The organism is bacterium (genome assembly GCA_023150945.1).
Classification (GTDB): domain Bacteria; phylum Zhuqueibacterota; class Zhuqueibacteria; order Zhuqueibacterales; family Zhuqueibacteraceae; genus Coneutiohabitans.
Genome location: JAKLJX010000016.1, coordinates 29,853 through 51,041, shown reverse-complemented (window position 1 = coordinate 51,041; position 21,189 = coordinate 29,853). Strand labels below are relative to the sequence as shown.

The following is a 21,189-nucleotide window of genomic DNA, read 5'->3' as shown; positions in this document are numbered from 1 at the left end:
CATGCCAACTATAATGCAGATTCTGGGCTGGCGGCTCTATTTTTTTGCCAATGAGGGTAATGAGCCGATTCATGTTCATTGCGCCAAAGCGGAAATTCGTTGCAAGTTTTGGTTAGAGGTTGAAGATTTCAATCTGCGGATTGAATATGCGTTAAATGCCTCGCCTCGCGACATGCGTGAAATCAAAAAAATCATCTACGAGCACTTTGATTTGATCGTCGAGGCGTGGAACAAATTTCAGGAGCGTAAGCATGGAAAAACTGTATGACGTAAGCGAAGTGGCTTTGCAAGGTTATTCGCTTTCCTTCAAGGTCAATGGTATCCCGGTTACCTGTAACCTCGCCAAAGTCTCGAAAACTCTGGCGCAAGCCACGCCCGAGCAAGTTGCGGACATGATAGTGGATCCGGTTGGCGTTGGTTTTCATTGGCCGGCGCTTGATGAAGACTTGTCTGTGAACGGCATTCTAACAGATTTAGGGATTCGATTGCCACCCGTAAAGCCGCGTGTTTCCAAACAACCCGAGCTGATTTGATCATTAAGGCGACGGGAATCCCAATCGAGCTTGGCGCAACGCAGCATAGCACCGCAGACATGAAAAGAGAATTTGAACTGGAGCATGAGACGATGACCTTTCCATTTGACACCGACAAATTGATCGAAATTTGTCAAAAAAACGACGTCGCCAAAATCGGCGTTTTCGGCTCAATGGCGCGCGGAGAAGCATCTGAGCAAAGTGACATTGATTTGGTCGTTTATTTCTCCAAGCCCAAAAGTTTCCTCAACCTTGTAAGATTGGAACGGGAGATGTCGGAAGCACTCGGCAGAAAAGTAGATTTATTGACAGAGATGGCGATCAGCCCTTACCTGCGCGAAAGCCTTCTGCGCGAACTCAAGGTGATTTATGAAGCGTGATGAAGGGATTTTTCTTCAGCATATTCTGGACGCGATCATCAAGATCGAGAAATATTTGATGCCGGAAAAACCTTCTGAAAAGAGGTGATCATGGGTCTCACAGTCCTCGAAATCGAAGTCGGCAATCCGGCAAATCCCAAAATCACGGAAAAGCTCGAGTTTCTCCTCGACTCGGGCGCGATTTGCTCCGTGGTTCCCAAACGCATCTTGAAGCGCTTGCAGATCAAGCCGATTGGCGAGCAAACCTTTCGGCTTGCAGAGGGCAGCAAAATTGTCCGCAAGAGAGGCGGCGCGTTTTTCAAGTATCGCAATCGAGTTGGCGGCGCAGATGTGATCTTCGGAGAAATGGGTGACTGCAATTTGCTCGGTGAATTCACCCTCACTGCATTGGGCCTGGCGCTCGATCCTCTGCGGCGGGAGTTGAAGCCGCTGCCGATGATCCTGGCAGGCTGGCCACCGCAACCATGAAAATGCTGATCAAAGTAAAGCGAATCTACGACGCGCCGGCAGCGGACGACGGCTTTCGCATTCTCGTCGACCGGTTGTGGCCGCGCGGCATGAAGAAAGACAGCGCGCCCATCGACCTCTGGCTCAAAGAAATCGCGCCGAGCGATGAATTGCGCAAATGGTTCGGCCATGAACCGGCGAAATGGGGCGCGTTCAAAAAGCGCTATTTCGCCGAGTTGCGTCGCCAGCCGGAATTGCTGGCCCTGCTGCGCCTACATGCCCGCGCCGGCGCGGTGACGTTGCTCTACAGCGCAAAAGATGAAAAGCATAACAATGCCGTGGCGTTGTTGGAGTTTCTTCAGTCCCAGCCTTGATAAAACCGTGGGAATTCTATGAGAGCCTCCTCCCGCTTTCTCCTTTTCTTTTTGCTTGTTTTTCCCCTCCTGGCGCGATCTCGCCCCTCGCCGGCGCCACTCGATTCAACCGCCAAATCAGCAGTGGTAGCGGTGGATACGACGATCAAGCAGGCCCAATCCGCTGTGCCAGACTCAGCTTCATGGTTTGAGCGAAACCCGGCGTTGACGGCATTGCTCGGTGCGATCGTCGGGGCTTTGCTCACGGCATTGGCAGCCTGGCTGCTGGCCCGCCGCGGCGAGAAAAAAGCGCCGGAAGTGGCCGGCAAAACCAAGCGCGAAGAAAAAATAGTCGAACGCGAATTCGATAAAGAAATCCAATTCGAAGCGGAAGACGAGATCGAGCGCCGCTATTTGCAGGGTGTGCATAACGAGCACGACACTATCCGGCTGTTCGGTTTTCAATCCAGCGCGAATTTGCAAGTGCGCACGCTGGAGGTTTTCGTCTCGCTCAACTTGACGGAGGAGTCACGCACCGGCGGCATGCGTGAGATCAACGAAATTGAAAACGGCTTTCATCTTTCACCTGAAAAAGTGTTGCAGGCCGCCCGCCGCAAAAATCGTCTGTTGCTGATCACCGGCGAGCCCGGCTCCGGCAAGACCACGTTGCTGAAATACTATGCCATGTGCTGCCTCGATGAGGCAGGCCGGCGCAATCTCGGTCTGCAAAAACCGCTGCTCCCCATTCTTTTGCCGCTGCGCAAAGTCGATCCCGCCAAACCGTTTTGTGAAGCCCTGAGCGCCTGGGCGACGCAAAGCAATCGCCCGGTGAGTCCGCAGCAATTCGACAACTGGCTGCATCGCCGCGGCGCCTTGGTGATGCTCGACGGCCTGGATGAAATTGGCGAGCTTGCAAAGCGTAAACGTGTGTGCGAGTGGATCGATCACGCGGCCGACTACTTCGACCATTCGCAATTCGTCGTCACCTCGCGCCGCACCGGCTATGGCCACGTTGGCTACGGCAAAAAGGAAATCATCGAGCTGCATACGGATCATCTGCGCGCCAATGTGCTCGATTTGAACGGTGAGCAGCAGGCCGTGTTTCTGCGCAAGTGGTTCGCCGCGGTTTATGGTGAAAAGCTCGAGGCCGCGGATTTGAGCGCCGGCGCGCAACAACGAGAGTTGCAGGAACAGGCTGACCAGGTTGCCGCCGCGATTCAAAGATTTCTCAACCAGGAGGAGAACGAGAACCTGCGCAAAATGGCGGGCGCGCCCGTGCTGCTGCAAATCATGGCCATCTTGTGGAAAGAATATCACAACCTGCCGCCCAAGCGGGCGGACCTTTACGAAAAGTGCATCGACTATCTGCTCGACTATCGCGACCGCGACCGTGAAAAAGACCTGCCCCCGCCGCTGCCTGCCAACGACGCCAAAAGTGTGCTGCGGCCGCTGTGCTGGTGGCTGCAGCAGGAACGCAAGACCGAGCTGGCCCTCGCGGAACTCGAAGAGAAAATCAAAGAGCGTCTGCAGGCCATCGACCCCAAAGTGTCGGCGCGGGATTTTGCCGGCCATCTGGTGGAGCGCGCCGGGCTGTTGCACAAATTCGGCAACGAGGCCGCGGTCTTTCGCCACCGCTCGTTTTGTGAATACCTGGCCGGCGGTGAGCTGGCTGAGCGCATTCACCGCGAGCCGGCCCTGGCGCAAACCCTGGTGGATCATTTCACCGACGATTGGTGGCGCGAAACCGTGCTGTTCAGCCTGAGTTTGCCCACTCCCGTCATCTTTGATGATTTCTTCCGCTGTTTTTTGCCGCATCCCCACAACGCCGCCGGATTTCCGCCGCTGTTGGAGCAGGTTCTCAAGGAGGCGCGGCAGAAACCGGTCACCGCGTTTGAAAGCTTTTTGGGCAATGCCCAGGTGAACTGGCAGCAGGGCTACAATGCCCTGCTGTGTTTGCGTTTGATCGCCTCAGAGGCGGCGCAAGCGCTGGTGAAGAAAGTGTGGGAGCGGGAAAAGCAGCGCAAAGGAAAAAAAGACGAAGGCCGCCAACGGCTGCTGCAAAAGGCCGAAGAGATTTTGATCGAATGGAAGCTCTACCGGCCCGCGGTTGCGGCCGCCGCCGGCCCGGGTTTGGAACGAAGCTGGCGCAACCCCCTCGAACTGGAAGCCGAGTACATCCGCATTCCCGGCGGCAAATATCGTTTCTCGGTGACCAAACAGGAAGTCACGGTGCCGGAGCTTTATTTTGCCAAATACCCGGTGACCAACAAGCTCTACCGGCGGTTCATTGCTTATCTGCGCGCAGAAAAAGGCATGGCAGAGGCACTACAGCTTTTGCCAATGAAAGCCTTCGCTCAAAGCCTGCTTACGAACCCGAAAAAAGCAGAAGACTTAATCGGATATCTCGACAAAAACCCTGACCAATGGGCGCAAAAGCTGGTTTCAAGATATGATGATGACAAGCGCTTCAATGGCGATGACCAGCCGGTGGTGGGCGTGAACTGGTACGCGGCCATGGCCTATTGCCACTGGCTTTCTGCACTGCAAAAAGCAAACAGCAAGGGGCAAAAAGAAACGATCATCTATCGTCTGCCGGCAGAGGAAGAGTGGGAATGGGCGGCAGGCGGCGGCCAGCGAAAATACCCGTGGGGCGATGATGACCCGGACGAGACGCGCGCGAATTACGCCAAGAAAGTCGGCCAGACCACGCCGGTGGGCGCTTACCCAGCCGGAGCCACGCCGGAAGGATTGCAGGACATGGCCGGCAATGTGTGGGAATGGATGGGGAACAAATATGCCCCATCTTCAGATGCGCGCGCGCTGCGGGGCGGGGTGTGGGGCCTCCATCCTGGGCTTCTGCGCTGCGTGGCTCGCGGCAACGACGATCCCGGCAGCCGATGGGACGACGGCGGTTTTCGGGTGGTCTGCGCCCAGTCTGCTTTTGATACTCTGACACTCTGACCATCTGTCACTCTGAACAGACCCCGCGCAGCGGGGTCCGAAAATTTTTTTGAGAATTCACGCCTTGCCGCCACGCGGGCGGTGTTCTCAAAAGCGGAGGCACGCATGGCAACGTCCGAATTCCTGGTGATCAAACGCGGGTATGACTTTTCCAAATGGCTGCTGCAACACACCGGCAAGTTCCCCAAGAGCTACCGCTTCAGCGTGGCGGCCAAACTGGAAAACAACAGCCTGGAATTCATCGAGCTGACCACGGTGGCAAACCTGCGCCGCGACAAACTGCCGTTGCTGAAACGAGCGGATGAGGCGCTGGCCAAGCTGCGGCTGCTGTTTCGCCTCAGTTATGAAATGCGCTTCATCAATCTGAAGGCGTATGAGCACGGCAGCCTGCTGATGAATGAAATGGGCCGGCTGCTCGGCGGCTGGATCAAGAATCCCGGTGCGCCGGCGGCCGTCTAGGCAGCTTTCATGTTGTTTTTTGCGTTTCGTGCAAGGACTTGGCCGCTGGCCAGGCGGAGAAGGGCTGTGATAGATGCGCGCGCGCTGCGAGGCGGGGCGTGGAACAACAATCCTGAGAATCTGCGCTGCGTGGCTCGCAACAACAACAATCCCGACAACCAATGGAACAACAACGGTTTTCGGGTGGTCTGCGCCCAGTCTGCTTTTGATACTCTGAAACTCTGACCATCTGTTACTCTGATAGGCAGGCGAGCGAATGCGAGCCTGCCTCGAAAATTTTTTGGAAAATCGCCCTCTACCGCCCGGGCGCTCGCAGCGCCCGGGCGGTGGCAAGCCGTTCCCGGACTTTCGCTTGCGACTGCATGTTAAATGGTGTTATATTTTGATCGCGCCGCACCGGTGAATCTGGGCGCGACTTGATCGTATGAATCAATTTTAATCATGGAATAGAAAAATGCCTCTCACAGCCGATGACATCCACAACATGATCGCTGCCGGTGAAGGCCAGACGGTGGAGTTCAAGCGTGACATTTCCCAACGCAGCGATACCGCCGGTGAGTTGATTGCCTTTGCGAACACGACAGGCGGAACCCTGTTGGTCGGCGTAACTGATGATGGACAGATCATTGGCGTCTCTGATGCGGATGCCACGATGAACGCCCTCGCCAACATCTCGCGCGACAATTGCCGGCCCGCGCTTTATCCCGTGATCGAGCGTGTGGACATCAACAGCGTTCCCGTCATTGCCGTGCGCGTGGAAAAACGCGCTGGCCCGCCTTATGAAAATAACAGCGGCCAATGCTATGTCCGCGCCGGGGCGAGCAAGCAGCTCGCTTCGCCGCAGCAGCGCGCACGCATGCTGCAACAATCCGGGCTTTATCATTTCGACGAAACGCCGGTCGCGGGCACGACGCTGGCCGAGGTGGATCATGAGGCCTTTCAAAAGTACTTCGAGAAAATTTCCCGCCAGCCGATCGCGGCAGCAGGCATCTCCGTTGAACTGTTGTTGGAGCGCACGCGTGTCGCTACCATGGTGGATGAGACGCAGAGATTGACGGTTGCCGGTTTGCTCGTTTTTGGCCGCGAGCCGCAGCGCTTCATGCCGCAGAGCCGGATTACGGCCGTGCGATTTCTGGGCAACGACAGCGCCGCCGACCGTCTGAATCCGCAAGAAATGGCGGGAACCCTGCCGCAACTGGTGAAGCAATGCGACGATTACGTCAGGCTTTATAACGGCGTGTATACCAAAATTGAAGGCTTTGTGCGCCGCGAGCAACCGTTTTGCCCGCCGGAAGTTGTGCGTGAGGTGGTGGTCAATGCCGTTGCCCATCGCGACTACAGCATTGCCGGCAATCAAATCCGTCTGTTCTTTTTCGACAACCATCTCGAAGTCCGCAGCCCCGGCCGTTTGCCCAATTCGATGACGCTGGAGAGCATTCGTTTTTATAACCATGAATCACGCAATCCCCTGCTCGCACAGTTTCTCAATCGCCTCGGCTTTATGGAAGAATTCGGCAGCGGCATTCCCAACATGATTCGCCAGATGCGCGCGCACAACGGCACCGAGCCGGAGTTTGCTCTTGAAGGTGAAGAATTTGTCGTGCGGCTTTATGCGAACGGCCGCAAAAGCAGAAATTGAATAATCGCATTGTTACCCTCATGCCCTCCCCTCAACCCCAAACCGAAATCGTCAAGCTGCGCGAGCAGCTCAACCATCACGCGTATCGTTACTACGCGCTCGATGATCCCGAGATCACCGACGCCGAGTATGATCGCCTGTTCCGCAAGCTGCAGGAGCGTGAGCAATGAAAACCATAAAAGTGCCCAATGTCAACGAGCGCCGACGCATTCCAGCAGCCGCCATTCGGGCGGTGGCGCAGCAGATTGCAGAGAAATTTCAGCCGAACAAGATCATTCTTTTTGGATCATATGCCTATGGCAGGCCGCGGCCGGAAAGCGATGTGGATTTGTTGGTAGTGATGGACACACCCTTGCGCAACGTCGAGCAGGCCATTCAAATCGCGCATGCGATCGATTATCACTTTGGGCTCGATTTATTGGTGCGCCGGCCCGAGCAAATTGCCGAGCGCTTGGCATTGGGCGATTTTTTTATGCAAGAAGTCATGGAAAAGGGCAGGGTGCTTTATGAACGCGCTAGTGCATTGTAACCTTAGTTCTTATAAGCTATTCATCGTGTCATTCAGCAGGAATCCTGTGACGCATGTGATCTGGCTTGAATTTTCACAAGATTCTTACAGAATGACAGAGGGGATGGATATATTTTTTGAAGTAACAGTGTACTAGATGATGCTCGCAATGCGTTGTCGGCAATGAAAGCCGCGCGGGATTTCATTCGACAAAAATCAGGCTTATAGACGGGAACGACAAACGAAGAATCCATAGGAACCATGGCCGCGACCCAACCCCAAACCGAAATCGCCAAGCTGCGCGAGCAGCTCAACCATCATGCGTATCGTTACTACGTGCTCGATGATCCCGAGATCACCGACGCCGAGTATGATCGCCTGTTCCGCAAGCTGCAGGAACTCGAAGCCAAATATCCGGAACTGGTGACGCCGGACTCGCCGACGCAGCGAGTCGGCGCTGCGCCGCTGGAAGAGTTCGAGACTGTGACCCACACCATTCCCATGGTCTCGCTCGACAATGCCTTTGACGACGGGGAAGTGCGCGACTTCGACCAGCGCTTGCGCAAGCTGCTCGAACTCGATGAAATCGAATACACCGTCGAACCGAAACTCGACGGCACCGCGGTCGAGCTGGTGTATGAAAATGGCTTGTTCATCAGCGGCTCCACGCGCGGGGACGGCTACACCGGCGAGAACATCACGCAAAATTTGAAGACGATCAAATCCATTCCCCTGCGCTTGCGCAACGACCAAGCGCCGATTCCCGCGCGTCTCGAAGTGCGTGGGGAAGTGTATTATCCGATTGCCGCATTCAAAAAGCTGAACGAGCAGCGCCTCAAGGCAGGTGAGCCGGCATTCATCAATCCACGCAATTCGGCTTCCGGTTCGTTGCGGCAACTCGATCCCAAACTCACGGCCGAGCGGCCGCTGGACATTTTCGTCTACGGCCTCGGCCAGGTGGTGGGATTCGAGTTCGAGTCGCAGTGGCAGGCGTTGCAGATGTTCAAGAAATGGGGCTTCAAAGTCAATGATCTGCCCAAGCTCTGCCGCGGCGTTGAGGAAGTATTGCAGCATTATCGCCACATCGGGCAATTGCGGCCGACGTTGCCGTACGAGATCGACGGCTCGGTGATCAAAGTCAATTCGTTTGCCTTGCAGCGCGCCGCCGGCATGCGCACGCGCAGTCCGCGCTGGGCGGTGGCTTATAAATACGAGGCGCAGCAGGAGAGCACACAGATCCTCGACATTCAGGCGCAGGTGGGCCGCACCGGCACGATCACGCCGGTGGCGATCATGCAGCCCATCAAAGTCGGCGGTGTGACCGTGAGTCGCGCCACGCTGCACAACGAAGACGAGATCGAGCGCCTCGAGGTGAGAATCAAGGATTGGGTGATTATCCAACGCGCCGGGGATGTCATTCCGGAAGTCGTCAAAGTCATCAAGGAAAAACGCCCGAAAAACGCCAAAAAATTCAAATTCCCAACCAAATGCCCGGTGTGCGGCGAGCCGGTGATCCGGTTGGAAGGCGAGGTGGCGCATCGGTGTCAGAACATCAGTTGTCCCGCGCAGTTGAAAGAAGGCATTCGCCATTTTGCTTCGAAACTGGCGATGAACATCGACGGCGTGGGCGAGAAGCTGATCGACCAACTGGTGGATAAAGGGCTTGTGAAAAGCTGCGCAGATTTGTACTTTCTCCAGCCGCAACAACTCGCCGCCCTCGAGCGCATGGCGGAAAAATCGGCGCAGAACATCATCGCGGCGATCGCCAAAAGCCGCGAGGTGACGCTCGACCGTTTCATTTATGCGCTCGGCATTCGCCACGTGGGTGAACACATGGCGCGCGTGTTGGCAAAAGAGTTCGGTTCTTTGGAAGCGTTGCAGCAAGCGGAGGCGGAGCGTTTGCAGCAGATTCATGAAGTCGGTCCGCAAGTGGCGGAAAGCGTTTCGAGTTTTTTCCGGGAAAAGAAAAACCTCGCCACCATTCAACGCCTGCAAAAGGGCGGGGTGAAGATTCGCGCCAGCGCCAAGCCGAAAGCGGCGGATCCCAACTTTGCCGGCAAGACGTTTGTGTTCACCGGCGCGCTGGAAAAATTCACGCGCGACGAGGCCGAACGCATGGTGGATGAACGCGGCGGCCGCGCCTCGGGTTCGGTGAGCAAGAAAACCGATTATGTGGTAGCCGGGCCGGGCGCCGGCTCGAAGCTCGACAAGGCGCGGGAGTTGGGGGTGAAAGTCATTTCAGAAGATGATTTTTTGAAAATGATTGAATGATATGAAGAAGCAGGCTAGTGGTAAGAAAAAACCTGTACGCCCCGCATACAATTTTTCGAATGGCGTACGTGGCAAGTTCTTTCGCGTATCTGTAACGCAAAGAATGATTCCGCTCGATGCCGATATTGTCAAGCACTTCCAGCGGCGTGGGCAGAAGGAAAAGAAGGCCTATTATTTGCTCATCAATGAGGCCTTACGCCGGACAATGCAAGATGAAAAACCTGCTGCCAGCCTGGCGAAGGTGTTAAGGAATGTCATTGCCGACGAGGTGCAAAAGGCGGTTGCCGCAAAATAGCTGCGGCTGGGCCGGCCGCAAGCAGACGCCGAGCCCTCTGCCCGCGGGTTCTCAAAACGCGGAGGAGTTGCAGCCGTGTACGGGTGAGGGGTTGCGAGGTTGACATTGAAGGCTACTCAAGAGAATCATATTGAGAACCATCGTTGTATTGACTCATGACACTAGCAGACGGAAAGGAGACCCCATGTCTGAGAATCGTGGCTTTTTGAAAGGCCTGCTCGCCGGCGGCCTGATCGGCGCGGCGCTGGCATTGCTTTATGCTCCCAAGACCGGCCGGGAGACGCGGGAGGATTTGAAGCGCAAATCACGCGAGCTGTATGATGACGCCGATGCCTATTTGGGTGACATGAAGGAACGCGCCGCCAAGATCGTTGACGAGGGCAAGCAGCAGGCGGAGTTGCTGCGCCAGCAGGCGGACGCCAAATTGCGCGAAGCCCGCGCCAAGGCGGACCAATTGATTGCGATGGGCAAACAAAAAGTCAACACGCTTTCCGGCGAAGCCGAAAGCCGTTTGGCGGACGTGAAGGCGCAGGCGCAAAACATCATCGACGAGGGCAAGAAGCGCTTCGGCCGCAAAGACAAACCCGGCAGCGAGACCGGCGCCGCCGGCGAGGAAAATCTGAGTTGAGCGCCCTGCTGGTGCACCAATCAAAGGCGAGGTTGGCATGGATTTGATTCTGACCGTGAGCGTGGCCACGATTGCGGTTTGCATGATCGGTGTGGCGGTGGCGAGCGTGGCCGCCCTGTTGCGCGTGCGCCGGCTGGTGCAGGAGTTGGAAAAGCTCGCCGAAACCACGCGCATGCACCTGCCGTCTTTGATGCACGACGTCACGCAAATCAGCGCCGATGTGCGTAGCATTGTCCGAAATGTCGAACGCGAGATGCCCCGGTTGCGCGACGCCGTCAGCTCGATTCGCGACACGGCGCGCGACATTCATGATTTCGAGCGCATGATTCGCCAGCGCGTCGAGCGCCCGCTGCTCGAAGTCTCGGGTCTGCTCGGCAGCATGCTGGGCGGCATCTACAAAGTGGGCAGCAAGTTGCTCCGGCGTTCCAGGAGTTGACTTTATTGGCAAGGACAGGACGATGCAAGCATCGGAGATGGATCGCCGGTTGCAGACCGTGCGCGAGATCGCGGTCGCAGCCGGCGCAGCGGCGCTGCAGTATTACGATGGCAAAGTCGAAATCGAATGGAAGTCGGCCGGCAATCCCGTGACCGCGGCGGATCATGCCGCGAATGAAATCATTCTTGCCCAACTGCGCCGGCATTTTCCCGGCGAAGCCGTGCTTTCGGAAGAAGCGCAAGACGACATGAGCCGGCTGGGCCGGGAGTTGATCTGGGTGGTGGATCCGCTCGACGGCACCAAGGAGTTCATCGCGCGCAACGGCGAGTTTTCGATCATGATCGGCATGGTGGCGGCGGGCCGGCCGGCGCTGGGTGTCGTGTATCAACCCGCCACCACGAAAGTCTACTTCGGCGCGCCGGGGTTGGGCGCCTGGCTCGCCACGCCGGGCGGTATGCAAACGCTGCGCGTCTCCGACCGCAGCGACACCACCCGCTGGCGCATGGTGGCCAGCCGCTCGCATTTCGATCCGCGCGTCGAGCGCGTGCGCCAGCGGCTGGGCATTCACGAGATGCGGCATTCCGGCAGCGTGGGTTTGAAATGCGGCTTGATTGCCGCCGGCGAGTGTGAAGTCTACATTCACCCGAGTTCCAAAGTCAACATGTGGGACAGTTGCGGTCCGGCGGCGATTCTCACCGCGGCCGGCGGGATGATGACCGACATGCGCGGGGAGGCGTTGAGCTACTCCGCCGTCGAGGTTCGCCATCGCCAAGGTTTGGTGGCGACGCATGGCCGGCTGCACGACCAGGTCATTGCAGCGATTCAGAGCGAGAATGTCACCACAGATTGAACCATCCGCGCCGCCGCGCGTGCTGGCGGCGGTCAAGGATTTGTTCCTGCGCAGCAAGATCAAGGCAGTGGCGCAGGCCGCTGCGGTCGAGGTGGAAATCTGCAGCGAGGTCAGCGGCCTGCTTGCGCGCCTGCCGGAGCAGCCTGCCGTGCTGCTCGTCAATCTCGAAGAGTTGCCGGCCGCTGCCTTGCCGGCGTTGTCGGCCGGCCTGAGCGCCGGCCATCGCGTCATTGGTTTTCTGAGTCATGTGGAAGTCGAACTGGCCCAGGCCGCACGCGCGGCCGGCTGCGTGGTGATGGCGCGCTCACAATTCTTTGCACGTTTGCCGGAAATTCTCACGGGCCGGTTTCCCGCCGGCGCCACGGCCTCGCCGTGACAGGCGCGCCCACGCAGCTCGTTGCTTGCTTGCCTGCCTTCCTCTCCTTCAATCACACGGTCAGGGAAAGACGCTGCTTGTTCCGCTTCAGAATGTCATGCAAACCCAGGCTGCCCGACCGCGGCGGCGCACTCGCACCCTGGCGCAAAGCCTCCGCTTGGTGGTTCCTGGCCTTGCTTTGTTTGGGAGTGCACGGCGTCGCCCGGGCGCAGGATGACTATCGCATCACCGCCTTCGAGCTGGAGGGCGTGCGCCAGGTTTCAGAAGACGAATTGCGCGAAGCGTTGGCCACCAAAGGCCCTTCCTGGCTCAGCCGGCTGTTGCCCGGCGGCGAGGAGCCGCTGTTCAACAGTTACGAATTCCAGCTCGATCTGCTGCGCATCCCCAAATTCTACCGCTTGCACGGCTTCTATCGTGCGCAGGTCGTCGATCATCAGCTCGCAGCGAATGACCGCGACCGGGAGATTCGCATTCGGGTGCGCATTGCAGAAAACGAGCCGCTGCATTTGACCCGCGTCACGCTGATGCCGAAAGACTCCAGCAATCTCACCCATCTCTGGCCCAGCCTGCCGCAGGAACTGGGTTTGCAACCCGGCGATCACGTCAACGAAGCCAGGGTGCGGCTCGCGCGCCAGGCCTTGTTCAATCGCTTCGCCGATCAAGGCTATCCTTTTGCGGCCATCGAGCCCGAGCTGGTGCTGTCTTCGGATGAACGCACGGCCGAGTTGCTTTTTCATATTGATCCCGGCCGCTGGCAGCGCTTCGGCGCGGTGGAGATCGATGGCCTGCATTTCTATCCCGGCCGCGTGGTGCGCAAGGAACTCACCTTCAAAGAGGGCGAGCGCTTCAATCAGCGCAAGCTCATGGAATCGCAGCAGCGCATTTACTTGCTGGAATTGTTCCAGTCCGTGCAGATCCGCGCACTGCCGGCGGCCGACAGTCAGGATGTTCTGCCGGTCGGGATTCGCGTGAAGGAGGCACCGCGCCGCACGCTCAAGCTGGGCGCGGGTTGGGGCACGGAAGACAAGCTGCGCGCCGCGGTGAACTGGCGGCGCCGGAATTTCCTCGGCGACGCGCGCCGGTTGCAGGCGGAAGTGAAACATTCCGACCTCGAACCCTTGCGCGTGCAGCTCACGTTGTTTCAGCCGCACATGCCGGATGCGCCCACCTCGCTGCAGCTCAGCCCTTATTTCTGGCGGCAACGCGAGCGCTCGCAAGGCCGCACGGTTTTCAGCCTGCGGCTGCTGGGTTCGGAGTTTTTGGTGCAGCGCCGGCTGGGCGCGTTCAGCAACGGCTATTTGCGCTATCGCGCCGAGCGGGCCGAAATCGAAAGCGCCCTGGGAATCACCTCGCGCAGCGGCCGTTCCGCTTTGACGCTGGGTCTGTCGCGCAACAACAGCGAGCCTTTATTTTCGCCGAAACGCGGCTCGTTCCGCTCGCTCGAAATCCGCTGGGGCAATCTCTTTTTCGATCGCAAACCCTACTGGCGCGCCACGCTCGATCTGCGCCGTTATCTGCCGCTCGCCGCGGGAACCGTCCTGGCGCTGCACGGTGTGATTGGCAGCCTGCATCTGCCGGCCACCATGACAGATGCCGACGTGCCCGATGAGCTTTACTATGCCGGCGGCAGTTCCTCCGTGCGCGGCTGGCGGCGTCTGGAACTCGGGCCGCGCACCGCGAACGGAATCGTGGCCGGCGGCCGTAGTCTGGTCGAGGGCAGCGCCGAGTTGCGTTTGCAGGTGTGGAAAGACTGGGGCCTGGTCTGGTTCCTGGATGCCGGCAATGTCAAACGCGCCAGCGCAGCTTTTCCCCTGAATGAGCTGCATTACGCCAGCGGCTGGGGGGTGCGTTACAACACCCCGATCGGCCCCGGCCGCCTCGATTTCGCCTGGAAGCTGAACAAACAACGCTTCGATGAGAAGCGTTTTGAATTTCACTTGAGCGTCGGCCAGGCGTTTTGAGGTGAGTTGAACCGCAAAGGCTGATTTCATTTCAGCGAGTATCCGTCCAAGACTGTTCCAACCTCGGCTGAGCCGGGCTTTCCAAAACTTCGAGCACCGTGGAAACCCTGAGGTTTTTGAGGCAGCGACCAAGCCGTTGCAGGAGCACTTTTGCTAGAAGGTTTTCCACGTGCCAAGAGCAGAACAATATTCCTCCGGGATGACACCGCGATGACGACGGGATGAAATGAAGAGACTCATGAAAATCCTGCTTTGGCTGCTGGGCGTGCTGCTGCTGCTCGTCGTCGCTGCGGCCGCGTTCACCCAAACTCAGCGCTTTCGCGACTGGCTGCGCGACCAGATCGTCGAGCTGTCCCGGCAAAAGCTGAACGGCCGCCTGACCCTGGGGCGCCTCGAAGGCAACTTGATCTCGCATTTCGAGATTTTCGATGTGGTGATCGAGCGTGAGCGCGAAACCGTGCTGCGCGTGCCCAGAATCGAATTCGGCTTTTCCGCCGCCGAGTTGTGGGACCGCCGGGTCTTGATCAATCAACTCATCATCGAGCGGCCGGCGATTTTTCTGCGGCAGCGGCCCGACAGCAGTTGGAACGTGCAGAATTTGATCGTCACCGACACCACCGCGATTTGGCCGGTGGTGCTGCCGGTTATTCGTATTCGCGAAGCCGCGCTGACCGTGGCGCCGCTGGACACCGCCAACTTCTTCTTCCGGCGCCGCGTGCAGAAGCTCAATGCCGGTTTGCTGGTGGAATACCGTACCGCGCAAACCGTCGTGGAAGTGCGCAATCTCGCCTTTGAACTCAGCGATTTTCCGCTCGCCGTGCACAATCTGCAAGCGCATCTCGTGCAGACCGCCGAGTCGGTTCGGATTGACGATCTCCGCCTCGCCGTGGGCGCCTCGCAGTTGGCCGGCAATCTCTTTGTGCGTGATTTTGCGCGGCCGCTCTATCGCGTGCAGCTTTCGGCCGCGCCGCTGCAACTGGAAGAGGTCCGCGCTTTCGTGCCGGCCCTGCCGGCCAGCGGGCCGGTTGACTTGCGGCTGAGTGTCGTGGGCAGCCGCGACAGCGTGCTCGCTGATTTCGATTTCAAACATGAATCCGGCGAGGGCCGTTTGGTGGCTTATGCCCGCCGCGATTCTGCGCGCGTTCCCTTCGATCTTTCCGCTGATCTGCGCCATGCCGATCTCGCCGGATTGCTGGCCGGCCGCGGGCCGCGCTCTGATCTCAATCTTTCCCTGCGCCTGCACGGCGACCGGCTGAGTCTTGACAGCCTGAATGCGAGTCTGGCGCTCCAGGCCGATTCCTCGCGCTTGGGCGATCATCTCATTTCCTCCCTCAGCCTGGAGGGCACGGCGCGCAACGGGCAGGCGGAGGCAAATCTGTTCATTCAAACCCCGGTGGGCGAAGTCAGTGGGCAGGGCCGCCTCGAAGACTGGGCCGGCGCCCAACGCTTTGCTGTGAACCTGGCGGCGCAGCGGCTGAATCTGGCGGCCTTCACATTCGACACCACGCTGGTGTCGAATTTGAACTTCACGGCGAGCTTGCAAGGCGCGCGCTTGCATCTCGATTCGCTCAGCGCCAGCGGCACGCTTACGCTGTCGCCCTCGCAGATGCTCGGCATCGACCTCGCCGCGGCCACCGCACAATTTCAGAGCCGCGCCGGCGAAATGGTGCTGGACACGTTGCGGCTGCAAACGGAAGCCGGCCACTTCGAAGTGGAGGGCAGGTTCAATCGCCGCCGCATTCATCTGCTGCACTTCGTGGCCAAGCCGGGCGGACTGGAGTTGGTGCGCCGTTTTCTGGCCGTGGACACTTTGCGCGCCCACGGTGTGATCGGCGGCACGGTGCAGGGCCGGTTTGATTCTTTGCTGGTGCATGGCGGTTTTCGTTTGTCGCAAGTGCAGTTCAACACCATTGCCGCAAAATCGCTCGCCGGCGAATTCAACTTTGAGCAAGCCGGCGGCGGCGGCGCGGTGCAGGCCACCGGCCGCGCGTTGCGTCTGGCAACGACGGCACTGGATTCGGCGAAACTCAGCGCCACCTTTGATGCGCGCGCCGCTGATTTTGCCGCCGAGGTGTGGTACGATCCCGCCAGCAGCGGCGTGCTGAGCGGTCGCTATGTTTTCGGCGATACCGCGCGGCTGGTCGTGCGCCAGGCGCAAATCGACTTTCATGACCGCACGTGGGAAGCCGGCGGCGACAGCATGTGGATCGAGCTTGCGCCCGAGACGTTTTTCTTTCACAATCTCGCGTTGCGTTCCGGGCCGGAGCACTTCGTGCTCGCCGGCCGGTTGAGTCTCGTCGGCGCGGAGAGTCTGCGCGTGAGCCTGTCGAATTTGGATCTGTCACGCTACGCCCGGCTCTTCGGCAGCAACGATGAGGTACACGGCATGCTGGACATCGAGACGCTGGTGCGCGGCACGGCGCAGGCACCACGCCTGGACGGCCACTTCCTGATCAACAATGGCCGGATTTCGGAATTCACCTATCAGAGCTGGGCCGGCACCTTCGATTATCAGGATGAAAAACTGGAGTGGACTTTCGGGTTGCAGCAGCGCAGCGCGGATTCACTCACCGGCGAGGGCTTTGTGCCTCTGCGCCTGGCGCTGGACGGCTCACCGGTGCAATTCTACCGAGACCGGCCCCTGCGCCTGCAAGCCGATGCGCAAAAGCTGGATCTTTCCTTTCTGCAGGCCTTCACCCGCACGGTGCAGAACGTGCGCGGCACGCTGGCCTGCGACGTCGAGATTTTGGGATCGTTTGCGCAAATGCGGCCCGGCGGCACGATTCGCGTTTTCGACGGCGCCTTCCGGCTGCCGCAGAATCGCACGGCCTATCACGATTTGCGTTTGACCATGAGCCTGCAGCCGGAGGAGGTTGCGCTGCCCTTTTTCGAGGTGATGAGTGACAAGGGAAAACTCAATGCCAGCGGCACGCTGCGGCTGAATGAGCATGGCGGAGTCGCCAGCCTCGCAGGGTTTGTGCTGGCACAAGATTTCCCGCTCGCCAACACCCGCGATCTGGAGCTGCGGATCGACAGCGACACCACCCGTTTCCAGGGCGATGCCAACGGCCTGCGCTACGCCGGCGCCGTGACCATCGACCGCGCCATCTACTATTTGCGCGGCATTCAGAGCGGCCGCGTTTTGCAGATCGACGCAGCGGAATTGCAGCCTCAACAGCAGGCGCCGCCGGCGAATACGGACGACGGCGCCTGGGCACGGCTGCTCGACAAGATTCGCGGCGAACTCAAGATTCGCATGCCGCGCAACACCTGGGTGCGCGGCCCCGGCATCAATCTCGAACTCAACGGCGAGCTGGATTTGGTGCAGGAAGGCGGGGATTACTTGCTCTACGGCGCCATCGACATCGTGCGCGGAACCTATGAGCTGTACGGCAAGAAGTTCACCGTGCGCAACGGCAAGCTGATTTTTCAAGGCGACTACACCACCGCCGTGCAAATCGACCTGCTGGCGTCCTACGTTTTTCGACAGGGCAAGGAAAAGCACGAGATGTTCGTCAAAATCACCGGTGCCCTCGCCAATCCGCAGATTGCTTTCTCGCTCGACAATGATGACAAAGCCATTGAGCAAAAGGATGCGATATCGTACATTCTGTTCAACGTGCCGGCGCAAGGCTCCGGCATTGACCTAACCAGCACTGCCAGCGGCGTGGTGTCCGGGCTGGTGTCGCAGCAATTGTCCAAATCGCTGGGTGAAAGCCTGAAGCTGGATGTCATCGAATTCGGCAGCGGCGAGGAATTGACGCCCGGCTCGGTGCTGGTGGGAAAGTATCTCACCAATGAGTTGTTCGTGAGCGTGAGCCAGGATTTCAGCTCGTTCAATTCCGCCGAGGCTTTGCGCGTGACGCTGGAACTGGAAGTGCTGCGGCAATTTTTCCTGCAGGCCACGCGCGGCGGCAAGGACGAAAAGGACACCGGCTTCGACGTGATCTGGAAAAAGGAGTGGTAATGAAGCGGCTTGGGATTCTGCTTCTGCCGCTGGCCGGATGCGTGACCATGCTGAACGTGCAGGACGTCATCGGGCTGCCGCCGCCCGCCAACGTGCAGAGCCGGCGCGCCGGCCAGAGCTTGACGATCTCCTGGCAGGCCGGCGAGGAAACCCGTGTGCCGGACTTCAGCGGCTACTTGTTGTATGTGTCCTCGCGCAGCTTGGCCGGCACGCCGCTGGCTGAGCTGCCCACGCCCATCGTGATCGGCCGGGGCTTCACCGCGCACACGTTCACGATCGGCGATTCGCTCCCGCTTTTTGTGCAAGTGCGGAGCCGCGCAGGGCGCAACCGTCTCAGTCTGCCCTCGCTGCCCGAGCTGGTGATCAAGCCCGCAGCTCCATGAACCGAGCAGCAGGTGGGCACCGCGCACGATTGGCTTGACCAAGTGTCATTCCAAGAAAATCACCGCGGAATTGCGGCGTTCGCGGAGTGAGATTCCAATATCCGTAGCGGCAAAACAGGATTGACATGGTTTTTCTGATATCTTGTGAATCCTGCAATCCTGTCGAAAAGCAGTTCTTTTGAGAACTGTACCTATTGAAATCAATGGGCGATTTTTTTTTGAGCTGCAGATTGATGCGTTACGGCGTGAGCTTTCTAACGTCATATTGTCAAGTTGTCATTCTCTCAAAACCTTCCCCGGCACTGGGGACAACCTCAAATCGACAAATCGCATGTTCGTTGATTCCGCAAAAATTTATGTTGAAGCCGGCCGCGGTGGCAGCGGCTGCGTGAGTTTTCGGCGTGAAAAGTTTGTGCCCAAAGGCGGCCCGGATGGCGGCGACGGCGGCGCGGGCGGCAATATCATTCTGGAAGTCGACAAAGACATGCGCACGCTGCTGGATTTTCAGATTCGCCGGCATTTCCGCGCGGAGCGTGGCGAGCACGGCAAAGGTGCCAACAAAACCGGCCGCAGCGGCAAGGACGTGACGATTCGCGTGCCGCCGGGAACCGTGGTGCGCCATGCCGAGAGCGGCGAAATGCTCGCCGACATGGTGAGTGCCGGCGAACGGCTGGTGGTGGCGCGCGGCGGCCGCGGCGGCTGGGGCAATGCCCGCTATGTCTCTGCGACGCATCAATCACCGCGCGAATGGGAACCGGGCGAGCTGGGCGAAAGCCTGTGGCTCACTTTGGAGTTGAAGCTGCTGGCAGAGGTGGGATTGGTGGGGCTGCCCAATGCGGGCAAATCCACCCTGCTTTCCCGCATCTCGGCAGCGCGCCCAAAGATCGCCGACTATCCTTTCACCACATTGACGCCGAATTTGGGGGTGGTGCGCTATCGCGAGCAGCAGAGCTTTGTGGTGGCGGACATTCCCGGCCTGATCGCCGGCGCGCATCAAGGCAAGGGCCTCGGCATCGAGTTTCTGCGCCACATCGAGCGCACGCGCGTGCTGGTGATCTTGATCGAAGCCATCGCCGAGGACATGAAATCAACCTATGAAACGCTGCTGGCGGAACTGGCAGGATACGATCGCGCCCTGCTCGACAAGCCGCGCCTCCTCGTGGTCACGAAAATCGATCTCGTCCCGCAGGAAAATCCCGGCGAGGCTTTTTTGCAGCAATTGCCTTTTCCCTGCTGCCGCATTTCTGCCGTGACGGGCGAAGGCTTGCCGGAGTTGCTCGACTTGATGTGGGCCGCAATGCAACCGCAGCCGGCGAGCAGGCCAACGGTTGACTGAGCCGCCGGCGCTGGTCATGCCGGCGCAGTTTCTCAAGAGTTCGCGAAGGACACGCGACCGCTTCCTGCCTGGAAGTATCCAACAGAGTTGCCGAGGTTGAACGACAATCACTGCAGCGACACAAGCGGGGGTCATGGTGGAAACACAAGAGCTCGAGGCACTCATTCAGTTGCTTGCGGTGCCTGGCATCGGCCCGGCGCGGGTGCGCGCGCTGGTCGGCCATTTCAGATCCGGCGCGGCAGTGTTGCAGGCCACGCAACGCGAGCTGTGTCGAGTTTCGGGCATCGATCAGACGCTGGCGCAAAGCCTGTTGGCGTCGCGCAACCCGGAGTTTGCGCGGCAGCAGCTCGCCCTCATGCAGCGCCGGCAGTACACGATCGTGACATTTTGGGATGAAGCATACCCCGCCCGGCTGAAGCACATCAGTGATGCGCCGGTGCTGTTGCATGTGCAGGGTTCGCTGCGACCGGTGGCCCACAATGCCGTTGCCATTGTGGGCACGCGCTCGCCCACTTCCTACGGCAAACTGGCCACCGAAAAAATCGTGGCCGGCCTGGTGGCCAGAGGGATCACCATCGTGAGCGGCTTGGCGCGCGGCATCGATACCGTCGCGCATCGCACCGTGCTGCAAAACGGCGGGCGTACGGTGGCAGTGTTGGGATCGGGGTTGGACGTTGTCTATCCCGCCGAGAATCGCGGCCTGCTGGAGGGAATCGCCGGCAGCGGCGCGGCGATTTCGGAATTCCCCTTCGGCACCAAGCCTGATGCCGTCAATTTCCCGCGGCGCAACCGTATCATCAGCGGATTGTCACTGGGCGTGGTTGTGATCGAAGCCGGCCGCGAAAGTGGCGCTTTGATCACTGCCAATTTTGCACTGGAGCAGGGCCGGGAAGTTTTCGCGCTGCCGGGTAATATCTTCAGTGCCAAGAGCGCCGGACCGCATCAACTCATTCGCGAGGGCGCGCGGCTGGTGGAAAGCGCCGAGGAGATTGTGGAAGAGTTGCAGGGCCAACTCGATCTGTTCACGGGCGGTGCAGATGAACATCCGTTGCCGCCGGATTTGCAGGAGTCTGACGCGGCAGTTTTCAATTTGCTTTCGCATGAGCCGCTTCACATCGATATTTTAACAAGAAAGTTGGCTCGGCCTTCTGCGCAAGTGATGGCGATTTTGCTAGATTTAGAATTGCGCGGCCTCATCAAACAACTGCCGGGCAAATTTTTTGTCAGAGCTTGAGGGGCAGGCACGACCGAATGGCAGAACATGCCATTTGAGCCTTGTTTGGAGCCAGAAAGCTGTTGACTTTTAGGCTCGGATTTTCTATGTTCGAGCCTTTCTTGGACTGCTGAGCGGAGGAATAATCAACGATGAAAGCGAGTTCTGAGGGGCATTTGCAGGGGATTATCCG

At 58.9% G+C, this 21,189-nt stretch carries 22 protein-coding genes; all 22 read left to right on the top strand.

All coding sequences use genetic code 11. The features are described 5' to 3' along the window. The first annotated feature begins 1 nt into the window (after position 1). Positions 2-268, top strand: a complete 267-nt coding sequence (locus L6R21_19415; protein MCK6561370.1) for a DUF4160 domain-containing protein — start codon at positions 2-4, stop codon at positions 266-268. Further along, a complete protein-coding gene (locus tag L6R21_19410) occupies positions 252-533 on the top strand; it encodes a DUF2442 domain-containing protein (protein MCK6561369.1) in 282 nt (93 codons plus the stop codon). The genes L6R21_19415 and L6R21_19410 overlap by 17 nt, the downstream gene beginning before the upstream one ends. Then, positions 530-913, top strand: a complete 384-nt coding sequence (locus tag L6R21_19405; GenBank protein ID MCK6561368.1) for a nucleotidyltransferase family protein — start codon at positions 530-532, stop codon at positions 911-913. The genes L6R21_19410 and L6R21_19405 overlap by 4 nt, the downstream gene beginning before the upstream one ends. Before the next feature lie 90 nt (positions 914-1,003). Continuing rightward, a complete protein-coding gene (locus L6R21_19400) occupies positions 1,004-1,381 on the top strand; it encodes an aspartyl protease (GenBank protein ID MCK6561367.1) in 378 nt (125 codons plus the stop codon). Then, the gene (locus L6R21_19395; protein ID MCK6561366.1) at positions 1,378-1,734 is read left to right on the top strand and encodes a DUF488 domain-containing protein; all 357 of its coding nucleotides are present in this window, start codon (positions 1,378-1,380) and stop codon (positions 1,732-1,734) included. The genes L6R21_19400 and L6R21_19395 overlap by 4 nt, the downstream gene beginning before the upstream one ends. A gap of 204 nt (positions 1,735-1,938) precedes the next feature. Further along, on the top strand, positions 1,939-4,674 hold the full coding sequence (locus L6R21_19390) for an SUMF1/EgtB/PvdO family nonheme iron enzyme (GenBank protein ID MCK6561365.1): 2,736 nt from the start codon (positions 1,939-1,941) through the stop codon (positions 4,672-4,674). Between the two features lie 105 nt (positions 4,675-4,779). Then, positions 4,780-5,133 (top strand): diversity-generating retroelement protein Avd, encoded by a 354-nt coding sequence (avd, locus tag L6R21_19385; GenBank protein MCK6561364.1) that lies wholly within the window; start codon positions 4,780-4,782, stop codon positions 5,131-5,133. 66 nt (positions 5,134-5,199) lie between these two features. Next, the gene (locus L6R21_19380) at positions 5,200-5,358 is read left to right on the top strand and encodes a hypothetical protein (GenBank protein ID MCK6561363.1); all 159 of its coding nucleotides are present in this window, start codon (positions 5,200-5,202) and stop codon (positions 5,356-5,358) included. 229 nt (positions 5,359-5,587) lie between these two features. Further along, positions 5,588-6,772: a putative DNA binding domain-containing protein gene (locus tag L6R21_19375; GenBank protein MCK6561362.1), complete on the top strand. Its 1,185-nt coding sequence runs from the start codon at positions 5,588-5,590 to the stop codon at positions 6,770-6,772. Further along, the gene (locus tag L6R21_19370; protein MCK6561361.1) at positions 6,769-6,942 is read left to right on the top strand and encodes a hypothetical protein; all 174 of its coding nucleotides are present in this window, start codon (positions 6,769-6,771) and stop codon (positions 6,940-6,942) included. Before L6R21_19375 ends, L6R21_19370 begins: the two co-directional genes overlap by 4 nt. Then, the gene (locus tag L6R21_19365; protein MCK6561360.1) at positions 6,939-7,301 is read left to right on the top strand and encodes a nucleotidyltransferase domain-containing protein; all 363 of its coding nucleotides are present in this window, start codon (positions 6,939-6,941) and stop codon (positions 7,299-7,301) included. The genes L6R21_19370 and L6R21_19365 overlap by 4 nt, the downstream gene beginning before the upstream one ends. Positions 7,302-7,541: 240 nt before the next feature. After that, the gene (ligA, locus tag L6R21_19360) at positions 7,542-9,551 is read left to right on the top strand and encodes an NAD-dependent DNA ligase LigA (protein MCK6561359.1); all 2,010 of its coding nucleotides are present in this window, start codon (positions 7,542-7,544) and stop codon (positions 9,549-9,551) included. A gap of 1 nt (position 9,552) precedes the next feature. Further along, positions 9,553-9,846, top strand: a complete 294-nt coding sequence (locus tag L6R21_19355; GenBank protein MCK6561358.1) for a hypothetical protein — start codon at positions 9,553-9,555, stop codon at positions 9,844-9,846. Positions 9,847-10,030: 184 nt separating this feature from the next. Further along, positions 10,031-10,474 (top strand): YtxH domain-containing protein, encoded by a 444-nt coding sequence (locus L6R21_19350; protein MCK6561357.1) that lies wholly within the window; start codon positions 10,031-10,033, stop codon positions 10,472-10,474. Between the two features lie 37 nt (positions 10,475-10,511). After that, positions 10,512-10,910: a hypothetical protein gene (locus L6R21_19345; protein ID MCK6561356.1), complete on the top strand. Its 399-nt coding sequence runs from the start codon at positions 10,512-10,514 to the stop codon at positions 10,908-10,910. 22 nt (positions 10,911-10,932) lie between these two features. Then, positions 10,933-11,760, top strand: coding sequence for a 3'(2'),5'-bisphosphate nucleotidase CysQ (locus tag L6R21_19340; protein ID MCK6561355.1), 828 nt, complete (start codon positions 10,933-10,935; stop codon positions 11,758-11,760). Beyond that, positions 11,744-12,136, top strand: coding sequence for a hypothetical protein (locus L6R21_19335; GenBank protein MCK6561354.1), 393 nt, complete (start codon positions 11,744-11,746; stop codon positions 12,134-12,136). Before L6R21_19340 ends, L6R21_19335 begins: the two co-directional genes overlap by 17 nt. Positions 12,137-12,228: 92 nt before the next feature. Then, the gene (locus L6R21_19330) at positions 12,229-14,097 is read left to right on the top strand and encodes a BamA/TamA family outer membrane protein (protein MCK6561353.1); all 1,869 of its coding nucleotides are present in this window, start codon (positions 12,229-12,231) and stop codon (positions 14,095-14,097) included. Positions 14,098-14,335: 238 nt separating this feature from the next. Further along, positions 14,336-18,064 carry a translocation/assembly module TamB gene (locus tag L6R21_19325; protein MCK6561352.1) on the top strand — a complete coding sequence of 1,243 codons (3,729 nt, stop codon included), beginning with the start codon at positions 14,336-14,338 and terminating at the stop codon, positions 18,062-18,064. Further along, entirely contained in the window at positions 18,064-18,447 is a 384-nt protein-coding gene (locus L6R21_19320; protein ID MCK6561351.1) for a hypothetical protein, read from the top strand. The genes L6R21_19325 and L6R21_19320 overlap by 1 nt, the downstream gene beginning before the upstream one ends. Before the next feature lie 331 nt (positions 18,448-18,778). Further along, positions 18,779-19,783, top strand: a complete 1,005-nt coding sequence (gene obgE, locus L6R21_19315; protein ID MCK6561350.1) for a GTPase ObgE — start codon at positions 18,779-18,781, stop codon at positions 19,781-19,783. A 133-nt stretch (positions 19,784-19,916) separates the two neighbouring features. Beyond that, positions 19,917-21,017: a DNA-processing protein DprA gene (gene dprA, locus L6R21_19310; protein MCK6561349.1), complete on the top strand. Its 1,101-nt coding sequence runs from the start codon at positions 19,917-19,919 to the stop codon at positions 21,015-21,017. Positions 21,018-21,189: the final 172 nt, after the last annotated feature.

Bases quoted from the DNA above. Each gene is read 5' to 3' on its own strand.
- L6R21_19415 (MCK6561370.1), top strand. From the start codon at position 2: ATGCCAACTATAATGCAGATTCTGGGCTGGCGGCTCTATTTTTTTGCC.
- L6R21_19410 (MCK6561369.1), top strand. From the start codon at position 252: ATGGAAAAACTGTATGACGTAAGCGAAGTGGCTTTGCAAGGTTATTCG.
- L6R21_19400 (MCK6561367.1), top strand. From the start codon at position 1,004: ATGGGTCTCACAGTCCTCGAAATCGAAGTCGGCAATCCGGCAAATCCC.
- L6R21_19395 (MCK6561366.1), top strand. From the start codon at position 1,378: ATGAAAATGCTGATCAAAGTAAAGCGAATCTACGACGCGCCGGCAGCG.
- avd (MCK6561364.1), top strand. From the start codon at position 4,780: ATGGCAACGTCCGAATTCCTGGTGATCAAACGCGGGTATGACTTTTCC.
- L6R21_19375 (MCK6561362.1), top strand. From the start codon at position 5,588: ATGCCTCTCACAGCCGATGACATCCACAACATGATCGCTGCCGGTGAA.
- L6R21_19365 (MCK6561360.1), top strand. From the start codon at position 6,939: ATGAAAACCATAAAAGTGCCCAATGTCAACGAGCGCCGACGCATTCCA.
- ligA (MCK6561359.1), top strand. From the start codon at position 7,542: ATGGCCGCGACCCAACCCCAAACCGAAATCGCCAAGCTGCGCGAGCAG.
- L6R21_19355 (MCK6561358.1), top strand. From the start codon at position 9,553: ATGAAGAAGCAGGCTAGTGGTAAGAAAAAACCTGTACGCCCCGCATAC.
- L6R21_19350 (MCK6561357.1), top strand. From the start codon at position 10,031: ATGTCTGAGAATCGTGGCTTTTTGAAAGGCCTGCTCGCCGGCGGCCTG.
- L6R21_19345 (MCK6561356.1), top strand. From the start codon at position 10,512: ATGGATTTGATTCTGACCGTGAGCGTGGCCACGATTGCGGTTTGCATG.
- L6R21_19340 (MCK6561355.1), top strand. From the start codon at position 10,933: ATGCAAGCATCGGAGATGGATCGCCGGTTGCAGACCGTGCGCGAGATC.
- L6R21_19335 (MCK6561354.1), top strand. From the start codon at position 11,744: ATGTCACCACAGATTGAACCATCCGCGCCGCCGCGCGTGCTGGCGGCG.
- L6R21_19330 (MCK6561353.1), top strand. From the start codon at position 12,229: ATGTCATGCAAACCCAGGCTGCCCGACCGCGGCGGCGCACTCGCACCC.
- L6R21_19325 (MCK6561352.1), top strand. From the start codon at position 14,336: ATGAAAATCCTGCTTTGGCTGCTGGGCGTGCTGCTGCTGCTCGTCGTC.
- L6R21_19320 (MCK6561351.1), top strand. From the start codon at position 18,064: ATGAAGCGGCTTGGGATTCTGCTTCTGCCGCTGGCCGGATGCGTGACC.
- obgE (MCK6561350.1), top strand. From the start codon at position 18,779: ATGTTCGTTGATTCCGCAAAAATTTATGTTGAAGCCGGCCGCGGTGGC.
- dprA (MCK6561349.1), top strand. From the start codon at position 19,917: ATGGTGGAAACACAAGAGCTCGAGGCACTCATTCAGTTGCTTGCGGTG.